Raw genomic sequence first — 17,915 nt, forward strand, 5'->3', positions numbered from 1 at the left:
ACGTTTTGCAAGCTTTTCTTCTTTTTTTTAGTAAATGAAAACAATATCACATATTATACAAAAATATCACATATTATACAAATAGTTACTACTGTTGGCCCCTCCGCCTATCGGTATCTCACCTTAAAAAAGGAAGGAATTATTAAAGTATTTTATTTTAATGATTTGTAATGATGATATTCGAAAGATATGGATGTTGTAAAAAAACATAGTACACTCAAAATCCTATTATAAATAGATTCAAAATGAGTGCATGGAAACTACGGAAATGTACAAAAAGCTTGTTAATTGGGTTTCAAGAGCCTTTGACTTGCATCTTCAGGAAGAATCTTTAAGTTTAAAAAGTATATGTTCCCAATGGATGGTTTAGTGTCAAAAAAGTGCTTGGGTTTAAAAAAGAAATGTAGAGGATTAAAAAGTAGGGGCTTTAATTTATAAGATATCCATGTGACCGATTTAGAAAGATTGGAAAAACTCTTCTTCCTTACAATGATCGCTTTTGTATGGTGCTATAAAATTGGCGGCTATTTGGATGAAAAACATCCAAAAAACAACTATAAAAAACCATGGTAGAAAAGCGTTAAGTGCATTCAAGTATGGATTAGATTACTTGTCAAAATTCCTTTTAACAGGGTTTAAGTCTTTGGAAAATATTTTGTTTTGCTTTTTGTTATGTACTTAAGGTAATATTCTTTTTCAATGTTCTTTTTCAGGAATTTTTTAATTCAGATAAAAATATGTAAAATAGATCCGTTTTGGCACAGTAATTGTTTAGTATATATTGTTGCATTTTAATAATTGGTTTATTGAGTGGTTACTTTAAACTTTAGAAATGTAACTCATATTTTGGTTGGTTAGTTAGTAAAAAAGCATCCTTTTCAGGGTGCTTTTTTTATTGGTAAAGTGTTTGTAAACTATGCATTTCGTCGATAATTATGGATATTTTGTCATTAAATGTTAAAATTAAATGTATTTCATCGAAATAATATGTATTTTGACGTTGTAAATCATTTATAATTATATCTTTGAAGTGTACTAAATAACATACTTTTTAGTTCAATGGATTAATTAATTAATATTTGCATTATGTTGTTGATATAGAGACCCTAAATCTACTTCGTAATAAAAAAGCAAATTGAGAGAAAACCGAGTTTGAGGGAACTCGGTTTTTTTGTTTTTATAATTAACTACCATTTCTATAAAGGTCCCCCAAATTCAAATGTCTTATAATTTCAAATAGGAGTACGCCCAATACATGAGTAAAAACTGGATGGCGATTCTTAAAACCAATAACCATTTGGGTAAGCCTGAAGATGCTTTTTTATTGGTTAGCATAAAGAAATGCACCGATAAAAATACTGTTAACATGCCTATAATCAATAAAATGGATATGTTTTTAGTCTGCGGAAAACATAAGGCAATACCTAAAAGTATTTCCATGATTCCACTTAAAACAACCAGTAATTTATGGTTTGGCAAATAATTGGGCATAATACGTAGGTATATTTTGGGTTTTATAAAATGATTAATACCTGCTAGCACATATAATAGTGCCATTGTGTATAAATGCCAAGGATAGTACATGGGTTAAAGTTTAATTTTTTTAAATTAGCGTTAAAATTACAAGCATGAAACATTTTTAATTAAAGAATGTTTCAATGTTACGAGATGCTTTTAAAGGTAATGACTATTTATAGATGAAATATTTTTTATTGGTATTAATGTCATTTGTTTGTATTAATGCACTTGCCCAATTACCAGATGGTTTTGCTTATGTAAAAACTGTTATACCAGACTTGGATGTAGAACTACGATATAATACCTCCAATAATTTTGTGGGAAAGCGGATTGATGGCTATCGCTCAAACACATTAATCTTGACCAAGGAAACAGCATTGGCTTTAAAAAAAGTACATGCAGAACTGCAAAACAAGAATCTGTGCTTAAAAGTTTATGATGGGTACAGGCCCCAACAAGCGGTTAACCACTTTATGCGTTGGGCAAAAGATTTAAACGATACCGTTAACAAGAAAATTTTTTACCCAGATATTGAAAAGAAGAACCTTTTTATTGAAGAATACATTGCCACAAGATCGGGTCACAGCAGAGGTAGTACGGTCGATTTGACCATTATAGATGGTAATACCGGTAAACCTTTGGATATGGGAAGTGCTTATGATTTTTTTGGTGAAGCTTCGTGGGTAGATTATCAAAATATTACAGATAAACAAAAGCAAAACAGGCAGCTTTTACAAACTATGATGCTAAAATATGGTTTTAGAAATTACCCAAAAGAATGGTGGCATTTTACACTGCGATGGGAACCTTTTCCTGAAACCTATTACGATTTTCCTATAGAATAAAAACCTGCTCTTTTTAAAAAGCAGGTTCTCCGTTTTTCGATTGATGTAAAATAATTATTCCTTATCTAGATTCTTCGTCATATGAAAGCCAGTAAATAAGCCAATACCAGACATTAAGAAAATAGATGCAGAGTAGGCAACATCATCTTGAATACCTAAGTTATCAAGTATAGAAGCAATAAATATTCCAGATCCAATTCCCATTAGCAATAATGCAAGGTTTAAAATAAGTATTTTCCAAATGGGCGCCGTATGTTGTTTCCCTCTCATAAAAATACTGGCATCGGCACCTTTTTCAATAAGGGCCAAACGTTCTTTGTTTCTTGTTGATAAATATAAGTATGCAATTCCGAAGATAGCTAGAAAAAGACTGATGGGTATTAAAATTCCTTCATTCATAATAGTTTGTTTTTAATTGATTACATTTAATGTGTTCATAGCTTATGACGACCAATTTCTAATTAAGGTTACAGCAATGTCAAAAAATATTTTTTCCTGTTTCTGTAACCACATCCTTTTTAATAGCGTCTTAGTATTAAATGACCATTAACGACCAACACTATATCAGCTTAATTTTACATGGAGATGCCAGTGCATTCTCCGTTTTGGTAAACCGCTATAAAGATTTAGTGTTTTCCTTAACCATGCGAATGCTTAAGAATAGGGAAGAGGCTGAAGAGGTTTCGCAAGATACCTTCATAAAGGTTTATAAGTCGTTGGATAAATTTAAAGGCGATTCCAAATTTTCAACATGGCTATATAGCGTTGCTTATAATACCTGTTTGGATAGATTGAAAAAGAATAAAAAGTTTTATAATGATGTACCCATTGATGAATTTACCGAACATCAAGTAAAAACAATTGACAATGCCTTAGATGCTTTAGAAGTTAAAGAACGCCAACAAGCCATTCAAGATTGTATCGCATTATTACCAAGTGAAGATGGTTTTTTGTTAACTTTATATTATTTTGAAGAGCAATCTTTAGACGAAATAGCGAAAGTAATGCAGTTAACGCCCAATAACGTAAAAGTAAAGTTGTTTAGAAGCCGAAAAAAGTTGGCTGTTATTTTAAAAGAACGATTGGAACCAGAAATAATTGAAAATTATGAAAGAGCATACAGATAAATATTTAGACGGTTTAGCTAAAAAAGTAATTGAAAATGTGCCTTTAGAAACGCCTTCTTTTGATTTTACAAAGGCTATTATGTCTCAAGTTACGGCTTTAAGCACTCATAAAGCAACTGTTTACAAACCATTAATTTCCAAAACAGGCTGGGGAATTATAGGTATTGGGTTTTTATCCTTAGTCTTTTTTGTGTTATTCGGAACGCCGACCGAAACTTCTGCGGGGTTAAAAACCATCGATATTAGTGTGCTTTCAAACAATAAAATCATTAATACACTTTCAAATTTTAAAACATCTGGTTTTGCAATGACTAAAATAGTGAGCTATGCTTTAATCCTTTTAGGCGTCATGATTTGTATTCAAATACCATTTTTAAAACACCATTTCAATCAGCGTTATAAAATTTAATGGTTATTTTACCGTTTCCCTATAATTTAATACCAGCGTTTCTTTTTCTTTTTGGAAGCTTCGCTTTTACGACCTTTTTTATGTTTGCTTTTTCCGGGAGTTCGGTGTATTTCCTTTTTGGCTTTTGGATCCAATGGGTAGGGGTGATCGTCAACGACGTCCAATTGCAGTTGAATGAGTTGTTGGATGGTTGCAACATAAGTTTTTTCATCAGCAGAACAAAATGAATAGGAGGTGCCTGTTTTTCCGGCTCTGGCGGTTCTGCCAATACGGTGCACATAGGTTTCGGGTACATTTGGTAAATCGAAATTTACAACAGCATCCAACTCGTTAATGTCAATGCCTCGCGCCGCTACATCGGTCGCTATTAAAATATTTACTTTGTTCAATTTGAAATTATTTAAGGCTTCTTCCCTTAAAGTCTGACTTTTATCGCCGTGTAGGCTGTCCACTTTATAACCATTTTTTTTAAGGGTTTCCTCTAGTTTTTCAACGCCGAATTTGGTGCGTCTAAATATTAAAATACTTCCTTTAATGGTGTTTCTTAACAAGTGCAAACACAATTCAATTTTGTTTTTTTTAGGCACATAATACAATACCTGATTGACGTTTTTGGAAGTTGAGGAATTTTGTGCCACTTCAACACGTTCAGGAGCATTTAAAATGGTGTTGGCCAGTTGTTCCACTTTAAAAGGGATGGTTGCCGAAAACAATAAGATGTTTTTCTCGTTGGTACATAAGCGCTCAATTTTTTTAACATCGTCTATAAAACCCATATCCAACATTAAATCGGCTTCATCCAATACCAAAGTCTCAATATAATCTAGGTTTACAATATCTTGTTTGTGCAAATCGAGCAATCGCCCAGGGGTTGCAATTAGAATATCAACACCTTTTTTTAAAACATCTATTTGAGGTTCTATAGAAGCACCACCAAACACAACCGCGGTTCTTAAATTGGTATAGGTGCTGTATTTTTTGAAATTTTCAGCTATTTGAATTGCCAATTCGCGGGTAGGACTTACAATCAAAGCTCTTATTTTTTTGCCTTTTTTGTTAGCGTCTTGCTTATCGAACAGCAATTGCAAGATGGGCAATGCAAAAGCAGCCGTTTTTCCAGTACCTGTTTGGGCAGAAACAATCACATCTTTCTTGCCTAATACAAAAGGGATGGTTTTTTCCTGAACCAAGGTTGGGCTGTCGTAACCCGCTTCGGCAACTGCTCTTAAAATAGGTCGGTTAAGTTGTAAATCTTTAAATGACATTTAAACTGTTTTGCTGCAAAGATAGATTAAATATCATAGTTGTTCTGTAAAGAATCAAGACCGCTTCGCTGTTGGAATAAAGAATCAAGACTTGTGCGTAACTAACGGATAAACTAATTAAAACTAGGCAGAAAGCCTGATAATTGAACGAAGCACACTAAAATAGAATCAATAACAGTCTGTAAAATTTTTTATCGGATAACACCTATTAAAAATGCATTGAAGTTTAAAAGGTGTTTCTCCTTTATAATTGTCTCTAAGTTCAAATTGATTAAAACACGTTCCTTTTAAAAATTGGATTCACAAAGTTTGAATTGTTTTGGAAGCAGCTATTTCTTCCGCAACTCAAACAAATCTTTCCGTCTGTCCCTCAGGTTTCTAACGCTCCCGAACTGGTTCAACTCGCGAAGCATATCAATATCCACATCGGCAATTAAAATCATTTCGGTATTGGTGGTGGCTTCCGCTTTTATACCATTCGCTGGAAAAGCAAAATCGCAAGGTGTAAATACCATGGATTGTGCAAACTGAATATCCATATTATGCACTTTTGGTAAATTACCAACACTACCGGCAATGGCAACGTAACATTCGTTTTCAATGGCGCGTGCCTGGGCACAATGGCGCACTCTGGAATAGCCATTTTGCGTATCGGTTAAAAACGGAATGAATAGAATGTCCATGCCTTCATCTGCCAAAATCCTGCTCAATTCCGGGAATTCACAATCGTAACAAATAAGGATACCAATTTTACCACAGTCGGTATCGTAAGTTTTTAATTCGTTGCCACCTTGCATGCCCCAAACTTTTTCTTCATCGGGAGTAACATGAAGTTTTTCATAACGTTCCGTGGTGCCATCACGTCGGCACAAATAGCCCACATTATATAATAAATCGCCCCTTAATTCGGGCATACTACCGGTTATCACATTAATATTATATGAAATGGCAAGTTCAGAAAACTTTTTTACAATTATGGGCGTAAATGCCGCCAACTCCCTAATAGCCTGACTTTCGGGCATGTGATTATGGTCTGCCATTAAAGGCGCATTGAAAAATTCTGGGAACAGCGCAAAATCCGATCGATACGCCGAAACCGCATCAATAAAATATTCGGCTTGCTGCATTAAATCTTCCATGGTATCGTACAAGCGCATTTGCCATTGTATCAAACCAAGTCTCACAACTTTTTTCTGTGTGTTTGCTTTCGAGGTCTTTTTTTCATAATAAATATTGTCCCATTCCAGCAAAACGGCAAATTCATTCGATGCTTTATCGCCTTCCAAATAGCCTTTTAAAATTTTGGACGGATGAAAGTCATTGGATATTTGAAAATTCAAAACCGGGTCATGGATTTCTTTCCTTCTAACGCTGTCAATATATTCCTTTGGGCTCATTTGTGCTGCATACTTGTGGTAATTTGGAATTCTACCACCAAAAGCAATACCTCTTAAGTTTAATTTTTCGGCGAGTTCTTTTCGGTAATCGTACAAACGTCTGCCAAGGCGCAACCCCCTGTATTCAGATTTTATAAAAATATCAATGCCATAAAGTACATCGCCGTTATTACTATGGGTCTCAAATGTAAAATTTCCGGTTATTTCTTCGTAGGTATGGTGGTCATCAAATTTACCATAATCTAAAATTATAGATAATGCACAGCCAGCAAGTTGTCCGTTCACTTTTATAATAACCTGTCCTTCCGGAAACTTTTCAACCAAGGTTTTTATCTGTTTTTCTCTCCAGTAAGATCCCGGCATAGTGGCATAGGCTTCAATCATTACTTCTTTTAACGCTTCGTAGTCTTCAATTGTTAAAAACTGTAACTCTATATTTTCAATGTTCTTTATCATTTTATTTTTTAATTATTTGGGCGTTACCTTTATCCTGAAACAAGTTCAGGAACCGGGTCGGGCTATACGTTTCAATCTTTTTAAAATTTTATTACTTGAAGGAAGTATATGGCAAGCAGACAAATTTCGGTAATCACAAACGGCATGTCTTAAATTTTAAAAAGGATTTCCACTTCAAATGCGAAGCATTCACGATTTCCTATTTCTCAAAATTGAAATAAATGAGTAATCCCTAACGCAATAGCAAGGCGTAAAATTACTCTATTTCTAGGTCTCAAAAAAAGTATTACTGAGTTTTCATAAACCGACGCACGGCGACCCATTGTTTGAGCATGTCGCGGGCATCTTGTGCTGGATATCCTAGAACGGTTTTTCCCGCTTCCACATCGCCCACAACCCCAGAGCCTGCACCAACGGTAGCCCCAGAATGAATGGTGGTGTGGTCTTTTATGGAGGCGCTTCCCCCAATAATAACGCCATCGCCAAGAGTTACCGAACCCGCTAGCCCGCTATGTCCGGCCATAATGCAAGAGCGTCCCATAATACTGTTGTGCGCTATTTGAACCAAATTGTCAATTTTACAACCATCACCAATTATGGTTGAGCTAAATTTAGCACGATCTACGCAGGAGTTGGCACCAATTTCCACATAATGACCTATAATTACATTGCCAATTTGAGGTATTTTTACCAGTCCGCGGCCATCATCGCTGGGTCTGTATCCAAAACCATCGGCACCAATGCTTACATTGGTATGGAAAATACAATGGCTACCAATAATACAGCGTTCGCGTATCACGGTTCCAGACCAGACTATGGTATTTTCGCCAATAATGGTTTCATCAAACACACACACATTGGGGTACAAAATAACACCATTGCCCAATTCCACATCTTTACCCACATAACAATTTGCGCCAATTTTACAACCCTTACCAATTTTTGCGGTATCATGAATAACAGCGGTTGGGTGAATATCGATAGTGAATTCGGGTGCTGGCGGATTGAACAATTCCAATATTTTAGCCATTGCTAAATCGGCATTTTTAACTTTTATCAAGGCACGATTTTCACCGGGTTCAACATTCAAATTATCGTTTATAATGGCAGCACAAGCTTTGGATTCTGCCCAATATTTTACATATTTCGTGCTTCCTATAAAAGTAATATGATGGGTTTTGGTTTTTTGTAATTCTTCTGGGCCTTCAATGAGCTGGGAAGTAGTTCCAATTAACTCGCCATTTAAAACAGCGTTAATGTCTTCAATAGAATACGATTTTTTCAAAATATTAGTTGGGATTATTGGTTAGTATGAAGTATCTGTAAATTTATGAAAAAATATATAAATATCTTTAAAATTAATTTAATATCGGATAAATATATTTTTTATATTAACCGATATTTAGTATCTTTGTGGGGTGTGGGAGATAGATACAACATATAGGCAAGAATTAAGCACAACATTTGAACGCTTGTTTGATAAAGTAGAGGTTTTAAAACAAGCCAGACCTTTACCTAATATTGCATTGCAAAAAATTAAAGAAGCATTAACCATTGAATGGACTTACAATTCCAATAGTATTGAGGGCAATACCTTAAGTTTAAGAGAAACCCAAATGGTTTTGCAAGAGGGCATTACCATAAAAGGAAAATCGCTGCGCGAACATTTTGAGGCAAAAAACCATGAAACTGCCATACGCCATCTGTATTCATTAATTAAAGATGATTATGTGCTAACAAGTCATGATGTGTTATCGCTCCATGGATATTTTTTAAGATCTATTGAAGATGATTTTGCAGGTAGGTTACGAAATGGGGGCGTTCGGATTTCTGGGGCTAATTTTATTCCGCCCAATGCCAATAAAGTTTCTGAACTGTTCGATGAGTTGGTCAATTTTGTCAATGCCAATCCGTTGAAATTAAACATAATAGAATTGGCCGCTGTATTTCATCATAAAATGGTTTGGATACATCCCTTTTTTGATGGCAACGGCAGAACGGTGCGACTTGCCATGAATCTCATTTTGATGAAGCATGGTTTTCCGCCTGCCATTATATTAAAAAATGATAGAAAAAAATATTATGAAGCTTTAAACCAAGCCAATAAAGGAAGCTACAATAAGTTAATGTTGCTCATGTGTCAAGCTATTGAAAGAACCTTGAATATTTATCTAAGCTCTTTACCAGATAGCGATTATGATTTTAAAATCATATCCGACATCGTTGAAGAGCCCGATGTTCATTACGGTCAAGAATACATCAGTTTACTCGCTCGACAAGGAAAAATTGATGCACATAAGGAAGGTAGAAATTGGTACACTACCAAGCAATCTATTCAAGATTATATAAAAAACAGAAAGCGGGAAAGGAACTAGTTTTAATCTTTTCTTCGGGCTCAATTGCCCGAGTCTCTGCTTTGTTTTTTTTTTTTTATGGAATTTGGAATTTGACTATCTCGTGGGCTTTGTACCGAGGTAGTCTATTCCTCAATTCTGTTTTCATCAAATGCTGAAGGCAGTAATTTGGGAATAAACTTAACTACCAACGGTAATAATAGGGCGCCACCGGGCAACATGAATATGGCAAGGCTTGGAATGGATTTAAAAATATCGAATAACTGTTCATGCACTTTTTTTTGTTCTTCAATAGTTAAATCCCTTTTGGTGGATTGTGTAAGCAACACCATAAGCTCTTTACTGTCTTTCAACTCTTGGTACAGGCGTTTGCTGTTTCTGGTAATTAGTTTTTTTACCATTTTGCTCGAGTTATTGTAAAAACTCTGCACCATATTATTGGAACTTAAAAGCGCAATATGTTCTTTATGGGCATTAAAAAATTCATCTACGGTATTAATGGCCAGATTTATTATGTTTCTTTCAATATTCAAATCGCTGCCCAATTGAATTAAAAACCGCTGTTCTTTTTTGTCAATGGTTTTATCGGTCCAGGTTGCCATACACGCCAAATCCAACATATACAATTTCTCTAGTTCGGTTTTAATATTTTTTATGGCCTTTTGGTAGGTTATTGGTTTACTGGAACGGTATCTTATGGATGATTCGAACAATTTAATCAAACTTTCATCATATTGATTTTTTGTTTCTTTGGAATTTAAGGCGTTTAAACCTATGGTTTCAATGGAAGCTTCCAAATTCTTTATGTAATCAATAGAAATGGATTGATTTTTTAAATACACTTGATACGCCAATATATCGGTATATAACAATGCATTTACCACAAAATACTTGAAATTTTTGGTAATGAAGTTATCATCAATCTGAATCCGTTTGTGGATTATTTTCTCAAGTTGCCCATTTGATTTTTTTTCTCCCAGAAATCCTAAGAAAAACGATGTTTTAAGTTCATTTATTTCAGTATAAAAATTGATGGCACTTTCTATAAAAGGGATTTCAGAATTTGAGTTATTGTGCGCATATAGAAGCGCAATACATAAATTGGTCTTGCAAAGTTCTTCTTCCGTAAGGTCTTTGTTCAGTATAACATGGCAAACTACTTCAAAATTACTGCCATAAATAAAACCACAAGCTCTTAATGACTCGTAAAAGGTATCTTCGGTTAAATTGAACACCGTGTCCTTTTTGCTCAATTCCTTAAGCAACTTTTTTATCCAGCCATTTGCTGATGGGTTCATAGCATTATTCTTTTTTGCAAAAGTAATGCATTCGCAGTATAATCCGCAAATATTTCCTTTAACAAAACTTTAACAAAACCGCTCTTTAAGTTTTTCCGTAGGTATGTGTGAGAGTCAAATAACTAATAATAAAATCTCAAAAAACATGAAAAATTTAAAAATAGTTTTAGGAATTGGAGTTATAGCGATAGCTAGTTTCTTCGTAATTGCGGCAGATCATATTGATGCTCCTGCAGTAAAAGGTGGTAGTAGCGATATTACCGATTTTTATGCCTTTAGAGGGCAAAATACCGATAATATGGTGTTTGTGGCAAATGTTCAAGGCTTATTAAGTCCGTCTGCAACTGGCAGTGCAAAGTTTGCCGAGGATGTTTTGATTGAAATCAACATCGACAACACGGGCGATAATGTGGAGGATCTGGTTATTCAAGCCATCCCTAAAAATGGTAAAATGTACTTCTTCGGGCCCATTTTACCATCACAAACAGGCATTAAAAGTACTATTCAAACCATGGCAACAGTTGGTGGGGTAGTAGATATTACCCCGTATGGCACTAATGCCATTATAGGTACAAACGCTAGCATGAGCTTTTTTGCCGGACCAAGGGACGATCCATTTTTCTTCGATTTTGCCCAGTACTCAGCCATAATAGCAGGAACAGCAACGGATGGTTTTAAAAATCCGGGAGCCGATACTTTTGCAGGAACCAATGTGTTATCCATTGTGGTGGAAGTACCTAAATCGATGATCAAGGGTACTGGAACCACTATTAACACTTGGGTAGAATCTAAAAGAAAATAATAATGAACCTTTTTAAAAATATAATCATGAAAAATATACACAAAATAAAAGTTATAACAGTTGCAATAGCAGTTTCATTAATGGCATTCAACTGTTCTAATAACGACGACGATAATATGAATAACGGTCCAGATTTTTCCGGAACTTATTCACAAGAAGACCAAATGGGTAGACCAGCGGTGAACACCGTTTTTGTATCGGCTGCCAGTAAAGATATGTTCAATGTAACGGTACCTTCGGCACAAGGTGCTGCATTTCAAAGCATGTTTGAAGCTAATTTAAAAGCTTTAAGTCCTGCATACACAAACCCTGACGATAAAAACGCTCTAGGTTTTGATGCTGCTGCCTTTACAGGTGTTTTAGCTACCGATGTTTTAACTGTCTCATTGGATAAGCCTACTACATTCTATGATGGCACCAATGTTTTAACAGGTAGAAATTTAGCAGATGATGTAATTACTGTTGAACTGATACTGATTTTTGGTGGTGAAACCGGATTGACCATGTCTGAAAACCCAACCTTATCAAACGATAACGTAGATGCAAACGACAAGCCTTTTTTGACCTCATTTCCTTATGTGGCTTCTCCTTGGTAAAATGCCGATCTTCCCAGAAATAAGCATTTTAAAAGGCTTGTTTCTGGGTTTATTCAAACAAAAAAATAGTAACAAAAAAACAAAAACAATGAACTTACCACATATCATGATGTTTTTCGCACTCATATCAATAGTGAGTTGTACAACATCTTCAAAAAAAATAACCGATAGCAAGCAGTATAACGTTTACTTGGATGTAGCAGAAAACACATCTTTGGAAAAAGCATATACCGAAATGGAATTCTGGAAAAATAAGCTTGATGATCAACCCAGTCAATTTCCATATTTAGGAAAACTGGCATCTTCCTATAATACGTTATTTACCGTTACTGGAAATATTGAGTATTTAAAAAACGCTGAAAAGGCGTATTTAGAGTTGAATGAAATCACTTTAAACACTAAAAGTTCTTATTTAAAAGGTCTCGCTGCCATTTATATTTCACAACATAAATTTAAAGAATCTTTAGAATTATTGACCAAAGCAGAAGCAATGGGCGATAATTTGGAAGGCACCCAGAAAATGCTTTTTGATGTGCATTTAGAATTGGGCAATTATAAGTTGGCCAAAAGCTATTTAGATAAATTTAGTGACGACAGGGATTTTGATTACTTAATACGGGTAGCAAAATGGAGTGACCACCGTGGTAATTTGGATGCTGCCATACGCTATTTGGAAAAAGCCAAAGACAATGCAGAGTTTGCCAATATGCCAGGAGCCAAAATTTGGGTTTATACCAATTTAGCCGATTTTTATGGGCATCACGGAGATATTGGAGCATCTTATGATCACTTTTTAAAAGCTTTGGAATTAAACCCCAATGACGCTTATGCAAAAAAGGGAATCGCTTGGATTGTATATTCCTATGAAAAGAATGCAGATGAAGCACTGCGCATATTAAACACCGTTACAAAAACCCATAATTCGCCCGATTATTATTTATTGAAAGCTGAAATAGCCAAATTTAAAGGCGATTTGGTTTTGCAAAAACAACAGATCAACCAGTATAAAATAGCTGTTGAAAATGAACTGTATGGAGATATGTACAACAAATACAATGTGTTGTTGTTTGCCGATAGTTCTGAAAAATTAGATACAGCATTGAAAATTTCAGAAATAGAAGTGGCAAACAGACCAACACCACAGTCTTACGATTTATTGGCGTGGAGTTATTTCAAAACAGGGAACACCAAGGAAGCGTTGCAAATTATGGAAAACCATGTATCTGGTAAAACCTTCGAACCGCATGCTTTATATCATTTGGCCGAAGTTTATAAAGCGAGTGGTAAAATGGATGAGGCAGAACATCTGAAAAAAAAATTAATGGAAAGTACTTTTGAACTAGGTCCATTGATGGAACAAAAGATAAAAGAAATATAAGCACCCATTAAAAGTACTAACATGTGAAAAAGAAAGATTGATTTAAACCAATTTGAAACGTTTTTGGCATGCCCAACATTTATGTATATGGAAAGTTGCGGGTTTGTGTGCGAGGATTTTCCGAAGGAAAATCGGATTTAGCAAATATGCAAGCTTTGAAAATTCCGCGAGCAACTTTGCTGATTATTTTTGAATGCTCTGGTATGGCGCCATTGGTTTTCTTCAAATGTGTGGCAACTTATAAATATACCGATAGACCTACAAGTTTTTAAAATCTTGCAGCATATCATCATTGTTTTCAGTTTACCTTACAAAGATTCAGTTTTTCTAAGTAAGCGGTGTTTATATCTTTTGTAATATTTAAATAGTAAGCTCTGATGGCCTCTACGTTTTCAGAAAGTAATGCCGTATCACTTTTATCGTACATAGGCAATTCAGAAGTGCTTCCGTATGTTTTCAAAACCTTATTAAAGGTGCTAATATTTAAGTTTAGAATGGCTTTATGGTCTGCAATAAGTGTTTCTTTTTGTAATTGGAGATCCTTTGTTTTTTTAGCATCCATTTTTTTCATTAAATCCTCCTCTTTAAGTTTTAGTGCCAACCTTTGCTGCTCAAGTTTTTCCTTTTCCTGTTGCAGGGCGATTAAATCATCACTGGCTTTTCCGGTGGTTGTCGCCATTTTTTCTGGGGCACTGTTTGTAGGAACGGTACATTTATTTAATTCTGTAATCGAATTTTGGGTTATTTCCTTAGCTTTTTTCACAAAGTAACGCCCATCTTCATAAGTGGCGGCTTTTTCAACCTTTTCAATAAGTTCCATAGCATTGAAAGCCAGTTCAAATGCGGTATCGCAACCACATTTTTTTAAATTGGTTTTGGCATCTCTAAAAGATTTTAAAGACTTGTCTGCATAATATTTTAAATGTTGGATGTTATTGGATTCATAAGCATCTTTAACGTTTGAATAGGCGTAAATAAGATAGGAATCGGCATCGGTACACGCAGAATTTTGTCCCTGAGACTCTGAAAAGACAATAGAAACAAGGAAAAACAGGTAAATTTTTTTCATGGCAATTTGGTTAGGTTAATAAGTAGGTGCGGCGAAAATAATAAATTTTTCCAAATGGATAAGCTACTTAAAGCATTTATTCTTTGAACTCATCTTGACTTTTTGTTTTTTAGGAAATAGAAAAAGTCAATATGAGTTCTTTTAGTATATTTATAAAATTATTCTTAATACGACATATTTATGAAAAAGTTTTTACCTGAAGATTTCAAAGTAACTTCAAAAATAACACTAAAAGACAGCCAAACAAAACTAGTGATTGATGACGCTGACGACGAATTAAAAAAGCTAAGAAAAAAACTGGGAAAACTGCAAGACACCATGTATGCCCACGGTAAATATGCGGTTTTGGTCTGTCTTCAAGGTATGGATACTTCTGGTAAAGACAGTTTAATCCGAGAGGTTTTTAAAGGGTTTAACAGTCGTGGTGTCGTTGTGCACAGTTTTAAAGTGCCAACGGAATTAGAGCTAAACCATGATTATTTGTGGCGGCATTACATAGCACTTCCGGCACGAGGGAAATTTGGTATTTTCAATAGAACACATTATGAAAATGTGCTGGTTACAAGAGTACATCCCGGTTATATTTTGGGTGAAGATATTCCAACAGTGAATTCAATGGAAGATATTGATGATGCTTTTTGGAATGCCCGTTTTGAACAAATCAATAATTTTGAAAAGCACATAGCCCAAAATGGCACCATCATTTTCAAATTCTTTTTAAACCTTTCAAAAAAAGAACAAAAACACCGATTATTGCGTCGTTTGGAAAAACAGGAAAAAAACTGGAAGTTCTCTCCAGACGATTTGAAAGAACGCATACTTTGGGATGCCTATCAAGATTGTTATGAAGATGCCATAAACAGAACCTCAAAACCACATGCGCCATGGTACACCATTCCTGCCGATGATAAAGATTCTGCACGGTATTTAGTGGCTAAAATTATGTACGACACCTTAAAAAAATATGACGATATTCAAGAACCGGAACTTGATGATGATATTAAAGCGAATCTGGAATTGTATAAAAAACAATTGGAAAGTGAATAAAGTTTTATGATTTCTTTTAGATGATAAGGATTTGATAAACACTATTTTTAAGCTTAAAAAAACACGATGCTAAAAACCTTCACTATTTTATGTTGTTTTATTATTACTGCAAGCACCTATTCGCAAACCGATGAAGCCATTCTAAAAAAATTATACCAAACCTCTTTAACAAACGGTAAGAGTTACGATTGGTTAAACCATTTGTCCAATCAAATTGGCAGTCGCTTATCAGGGTCTTTGGGAGCAGAAAGAGCGGTGGCCTACACCAAGGAAGAGCTTGAAAAATTAGGGCTTGATAAAGTTTGGTTGCAACCCGTTATGGTTCCAAAATGGGTTCGTGGCGCCACAGAATATGCCTATATTGAAACCACGCCAGGAAAAACAAATACGGTAAATATTTGTGCCTTAGGGGGCTCTGTAGCTACGCCATCATTAGGAATTAAAGCCCATATTATTGAAGTCAAGACTTTTGAGGAGCTGGCTTCTTTAGGACAGGAAAACATAGCAGGCAAAATCGTTTTTTACAATCGACCCATGCAAGCAGATTTAATTTACACCCATGAAGCTTATGGCGGTGCTGTCAACCAGCGTTACAACGGAGCGGTAGAAGCTTCAAAATATGGCGCTATTGGTGTTATTGTCCGTTCCATGAATTTAAGGTTAGATGATTTACCCCATACCGGTAGCATGACTTATGATAATCTACCTATTGAAAAACGTATTCCGGCAGCTGCAATAAGCACCAATGATGCTGAAGTGTTAAGCACCATGTTACAACTTGATAAAAACATAAAATTATATTTTAAGCAGAACTGCAAGCAATTGGCAGATGTACAGTCTTATAATGTGATTGGTGAAATAACAGGGAGTCAATTTCCCAACGAATATATGGTTGTGGGCGGCCATTTGGATTCTTGGGATTTGGGCGACGGTTCCCATGATGATGGCGCAGGAGTGGTACAGTCCATGGATGTGTTGCGCTTATTTAAAGAAGCAGGTATCAAACCAAAACACAGTATCAGGGTTGTTTTATTTATGAATGAAGAAAATGGTTTGCGAGGAGGCAAAAAATATGCCGAAGAAGCCAAACAAAAAAACGAAAACCATCTGTTTGCTTTGGAAAGTGATTCTGGAGGTTTTACTCCACGAGGATTTTCTTTTGATTGTAACGATGCCAATTTCAATCAAGTATTAAGCTGGCAACCACTATTTAAGCCGTATTTAATACATTATTTTGAAAAAGGTAAAAGTGGGGCCGATATTGATCCTCTCAAAACCGATAAAATTGTATTGGCAGGATTACGGCCAGATTCCCAACGGTATTTTGATTACCACCATGCCAGTAACGATACTTTTGATGCCATAAATAAACGGGAGTTGGAATTGGGAGCCGCAACCATGGCTTCGTTAGTGTATTTGTTTGATAAATATGGGTTTAAATAATGAACAATTAAGAATGAACAATTAAAAATTGTTTAAATGAAAAAATTAATCCTTGGGTTTATTTTTATAAATTCCATAATGGCAATGGCACAAACAGAAAATAAATTACCTTATTATGAAATTCCTGATTACCCTGGGGCATATACAGCAAATTCGGTAGTTGCTAGAATGATAGATGGATTGGGCTTTAGATATTATTGGGCAACGGAGGGTTTGCGTGATGAAGATTTGAATTATAAACCCAGTGAATTTGGGCGCGCAACTTCGGAAACCATTGAGCATATTTATGGGTTGTCTAAGTTTATTCGAAATAGTGTTTTAAGCAACATTAAAGATACGAATAGGTTAAAACTTTCTTTTGAAGATAAGCGAAAACGAACATTGATGAATTTTAAAGAGGTGTCAGATGTTTTAAGAAATACTGAAATTCCTTTTCATCTAGAAAATACCGAAGTTCCTTTTTGGAATATAATAAACGGTCCCATCTCCGATGCACTTTGGCATTGCGGACAAGTGGTTTTGTTACGACGTGCTTCAGGGAATCCTTTTAACTCTAAAGTGAATGTGTTCAGTGGGAAAGTTGGGGAATAAAATGTAAAGTGCTTTTTTTTTTACTTTTTACAGTAATATTTCCAAAAATTTTAAACATATTCGAGAGGTGTTCCCCTCCTTGGAACGATTCGTGTGGGGTTTTAAATTTAAGTTATTGGTCATGTTCACTGCAAGCAAAATTTTCCGGAAGCATATTTGAAAGTACCCAATGGTTTGAGTTTGCTAAGAAGGTCTTTCTCAATATTTCCAAAAATTTTGATCTTAATCCAGAGGTGTTCCCCTCCCTGGAGGGGTTTAGGGGTGGGTTTTTATTATTTCAAATAATCAAGTTTACTATAAAATGCGAATCAAGTGTTGAA

The 17,915-nt window shown here is 35.1% G+C and carries 18 protein-coding genes; 11 read left to right on the forward strand and 7 right to left on the reverse strand.

Going from position 1 to position 17,915, the window contains the following annotated elements:
* Window positions 1-1,224 precede the first annotated feature (1,224 nt).
* Entirely contained in the window at window positions 1,225-1,584 is a 360-nt protein-coding gene (locus tag ACU1LP_RS15465) for a DoxX family protein (RefSeq protein ID WP_445733472.1), read from the reverse strand.
* 113 nt (window positions 1,585-1,697) lie between these two features.
* Here ACU1LP_RS15465 and ACU1LP_RS15470 point away from each other — a divergent pair, with 113 nt between their 5' ends.
* A complete protein-coding gene (locus tag ACU1LP_RS15470) occupies window positions 1,698-2,363 on the forward strand; it encodes a M15 family metallopeptidase (protein WP_445733473.1) in 666 nt (221 codons plus the stop codon).
* A 54-nt stretch (window positions 2,364-2,417) separates the two neighbouring features.
* On the opposite strand, the gene ACU1LP_RS15475 is transcribed toward ACU1LP_RS15470, so the two are convergent.
* Complete coding sequence (locus ACU1LP_RS15475; protein WP_445733474.1) at window positions 2,418-2,762, reverse strand: DUF6249 domain-containing protein; 345 nt, start codon at window positions 2,760-2,762, stop codon at window positions 2,418-2,420.
* Window positions 2,763-2,902: 140 nt separating this feature from the next.
* Here ACU1LP_RS15475 and ACU1LP_RS15480 point away from each other — a divergent pair, with 140 nt between their 5' ends.
* Together ACU1LP_RS15480 and ACU1LP_RS15485 are read left to right on the forward strand one after the other, a co-directional pair.
* The gene (locus ACU1LP_RS15480) at window positions 2,903-3,490 is read left to right on the forward strand and encodes an RNA polymerase sigma factor (RefSeq protein WP_445733475.1); all 588 of its coding nucleotides are present in this window, start codon (window positions 2,903-2,905) and stop codon (window positions 3,488-3,490) included.
* Entirely contained in the window at window positions 3,471-3,899 is a 429-nt protein-coding gene (locus ACU1LP_RS15485) for a hypothetical protein (protein WP_445733476.1), read from the forward strand. Before ACU1LP_RS15480 ends, ACU1LP_RS15485 begins: the two co-directional genes overlap by 20 nt.
* A gap of 26 nt (window positions 3,900-3,925) precedes the next feature.
* Here ACU1LP_RS15485 and ACU1LP_RS15490 read toward each other — a convergent pair whose 3' ends face one another.
* The 3 genes from ACU1LP_RS15490 to lpxD all read right to left on the reverse strand — a co-directional run bounded on the left by ACU1LP_RS15490 (window position 3,926) and on the right by lpxD (window position 8,302).
* Window positions 3,926-5,164, reverse strand: a complete 1,239-nt coding sequence (locus tag ACU1LP_RS15490; protein WP_445733477.1) for a DEAD/DEAH box helicase — start codon at window positions 5,162-5,164, stop codon at window positions 3,926-3,928.
* 329 nt (window positions 5,165-5,493) lie between these two features.
* Window positions 5,494-7,017: a GNAT family N-acetyltransferase gene (locus ACU1LP_RS15495; protein ID WP_445733478.1), complete on the reverse strand. Its 1,524-nt coding sequence runs from the start codon at window positions 7,015-7,017 to the stop codon at window positions 5,494-5,496.
* Window positions 7,018-7,303: 286 nt separating this feature from the next.
* A complete protein-coding gene (gene lpxD, locus ACU1LP_RS15500) occupies window positions 7,304-8,302 on the reverse strand; it encodes a UDP-3-O-(3-hydroxymyristoyl)glucosamine N-acyltransferase (protein ID WP_445733479.1) in 999 nt (332 codons plus the stop codon).
* 133 nt (window positions 8,303-8,435) lie between these two features.
* Between lpxD and ACU1LP_RS15505 the strand changes: the two genes are divergently transcribed.
* Window positions 8,436-9,392, forward strand: coding sequence for a Fic family protein (locus tag ACU1LP_RS15505; protein WP_445733480.1), 957 nt, complete (start codon window positions 8,436-8,438; stop codon window positions 9,390-9,392).
* A 104-nt stretch (window positions 9,393-9,496) separates the two neighbouring features.
* Here the strand turns inward: ACU1LP_RS15505 and ACU1LP_RS15510 are convergent, their stop codons facing one another.
* Complete coding sequence (locus tag ACU1LP_RS15510; RefSeq protein ID WP_445733481.1) at window positions 9,497-10,669, reverse strand: LETM1-related biofilm-associated protein; 1,173 nt, start codon at window positions 10,667-10,669, stop codon at window positions 9,497-9,499.
* A gap of 145 nt (window positions 10,670-10,814) precedes the next feature.
* On the opposite strand from ACU1LP_RS15510, the gene ACU1LP_RS15515 reads away from it, so the two are divergent.
* The 4 genes from ACU1LP_RS15515 (at window position 10,815) to ACU1LP_RS15530 (ending at window position 13,717) form a co-directional block, all read left to right on the forward strand.
* On the forward strand, window positions 10,815-11,471 hold the full coding sequence (locus ACU1LP_RS15515) for a DUF4331 family protein (RefSeq protein ID WP_445733482.1): 657 nt from the start codon (window positions 10,815-10,817) through the stop codon (window positions 11,469-11,471).
* A gap of 26 nt (window positions 11,472-11,497) precedes the next feature.
* A complete protein-coding gene (locus tag ACU1LP_RS15520; protein ID WP_445736727.1) occupies window positions 11,498-12,067 on the forward strand; it encodes a DUF4331 family protein in 570 nt (189 codons plus the stop codon).
* Between the two features lie 88 nt (window positions 12,068-12,155).
* Window positions 12,156-13,445, forward strand: a complete 1,290-nt coding sequence (locus ACU1LP_RS15525) for a tetratricopeptide repeat protein (RefSeq protein ID WP_445736728.1) — start codon at window positions 12,156-12,158, stop codon at window positions 13,443-13,445.
* Between the two features lie 68 nt (window positions 13,446-13,513).
* Entirely contained in the window at window positions 13,514-13,717 is a 204-nt protein-coding gene (locus ACU1LP_RS15530; protein WP_445736729.1) for a hypothetical protein, read from the forward strand.
* A gap of 26 nt (window positions 13,718-13,743) precedes the next feature.
* Here ACU1LP_RS15530 and ACU1LP_RS15535 read toward each other — a convergent pair whose 3' ends face one another.
* A complete protein-coding gene (locus ACU1LP_RS15535) occupies window positions 13,744-14,514 on the reverse strand; it encodes a hypothetical protein (protein ID WP_445736730.1) in 771 nt (256 codons plus the stop codon).
* Window positions 14,515-14,694: 180 nt separating this feature from the next.
* On the opposite strand from ACU1LP_RS15535, the gene ACU1LP_RS15540 reads away from it, so the two are divergent.
* The 3 genes from ACU1LP_RS15540 to ACU1LP_RS15550 all read left to right on the forward strand — a co-directional run bounded on the left by ACU1LP_RS15540 (window position 14,695) and on the right by ACU1LP_RS15550 (window position 17,595).
* Window positions 14,695-15,561, forward strand: a complete 867-nt coding sequence (locus tag ACU1LP_RS15540; protein WP_445736731.1) for a PPK2 family polyphosphate kinase — start codon at window positions 14,695-14,697, stop codon at window positions 15,559-15,561.
* 66 nt (window positions 15,562-15,627) lie between these two features.
* Window positions 15,628-17,004 (forward strand): M20/M25/M40 family metallo-hydrolase, encoded by a 1,377-nt coding sequence (locus ACU1LP_RS15545; RefSeq protein WP_445736732.1) that lies wholly within the window; start codon window positions 15,628-15,630, stop codon window positions 17,002-17,004.
* Window positions 17,005-17,040: 36 nt separating this feature from the next.
* Window positions 17,041-17,595, forward strand: a complete 555-nt coding sequence (locus ACU1LP_RS15550) for a hypothetical protein (RefSeq protein WP_445734009.1) — start codon at window positions 17,041-17,043, stop codon at window positions 17,593-17,595.
* Window positions 17,596-17,915: the final 320 nt, after the last annotated feature.

This window comes from Mariniflexile sp. (genome assembly GCF_052728615.1).

Bases quoted from the DNA above. Each gene is read 5' to 3' on its own strand.
- ACU1LP_RS15475 (WP_445733474.1), bottom strand. From the start codon at position 2,762: ATGAATGAAGGAATTTTAATACCCATCAGTCTTTTTCTAGCTATCTTC.
- ACU1LP_RS15525 (WP_445736728.1), top strand. From the start codon at position 12,156: ATGAACTTACCACATATCATGATGTTTTTCGCACTCATATCAATAGTG.
- ACU1LP_RS15490 (WP_445733477.1), bottom strand. From the start codon at position 5,164: ATGTCATTTAAAGATTTACAACTTAACCGACCTATTTTAAGAGCAGTT.
- ACU1LP_RS15550 (WP_445734009.1), top strand. From the start codon at position 17,041: ATGAAAAAATTAATCCTTGGGTTTATTTTTATAAATTCCATAATGGCA.
- ACU1LP_RS15515 (WP_445733482.1), top strand. From the start codon at position 10,815: ATGAAAAATTTAAAAATAGTTTTAGGAATTGGAGTTATAGCGATAGCT.
- ACU1LP_RS15470 (WP_445733473.1), top strand. From the start codon at position 1,698: ATGAAATATTTTTTATTGGTATTAATGTCATTTGTTTGTATTAATGCA.
- ACU1LP_RS15485 (WP_445733476.1), top strand. From the start codon at position 3,471: ATGAAAGAGCATACAGATAAATATTTAGACGGTTTAGCTAAAAAAGTA.
- ACU1LP_RS15480 (WP_445733475.1), top strand. From the start codon at position 2,903: ATGACCATTAACGACCAACACTATATCAGCTTAATTTTACATGGAGAT.
- ACU1LP_RS15465 (WP_445733472.1), bottom strand. From the start codon at position 1,584: ATGTACTATCCTTGGCATTTATACACAATGGCACTATTATATGTGCTA.
- ACU1LP_RS15510 (WP_445733481.1), bottom strand. From the start codon at position 10,669: ATGAACCCATCAGCAAATGGCTGGATAAAAAAGTTGCTTAAGGAATTG.
- ACU1LP_RS15520 (WP_445736727.1), top strand. From the start codon at position 11,498: ATGAAAAATATACACAAAATAAAAGTTATAACAGTTGCAATAGCAGTT.
- ACU1LP_RS15545 (WP_445736732.1), top strand. From the start codon at position 15,628: ATGCTAAAAACCTTCACTATTTTATGTTGTTTTATTATTACTGCAAGC.
- ACU1LP_RS15540 (WP_445736731.1), top strand. From the start codon at position 14,695: ATGAAAAAGTTTTTACCTGAAGATTTCAAAGTAACTTCAAAAATAACA.
- ACU1LP_RS15530 (WP_445736729.1), top strand. From the start codon at position 13,514: ATGCCCAACATTTATGTATATGGAAAGTTGCGGGTTTGTGTGCGAGGA.
- ACU1LP_RS15495 (WP_445733478.1), bottom strand. From the start codon at position 7,017: ATGATAAAGAACATTGAAAATATAGAGTTACAGTTTTTAACAATTGAA.
- ACU1LP_RS15535 (WP_445736730.1), bottom strand. From the start codon at position 14,514: ATGAAAAAAATTTACCTGTTTTTCCTTGTTTCTATTGTCTTTTCAGAG.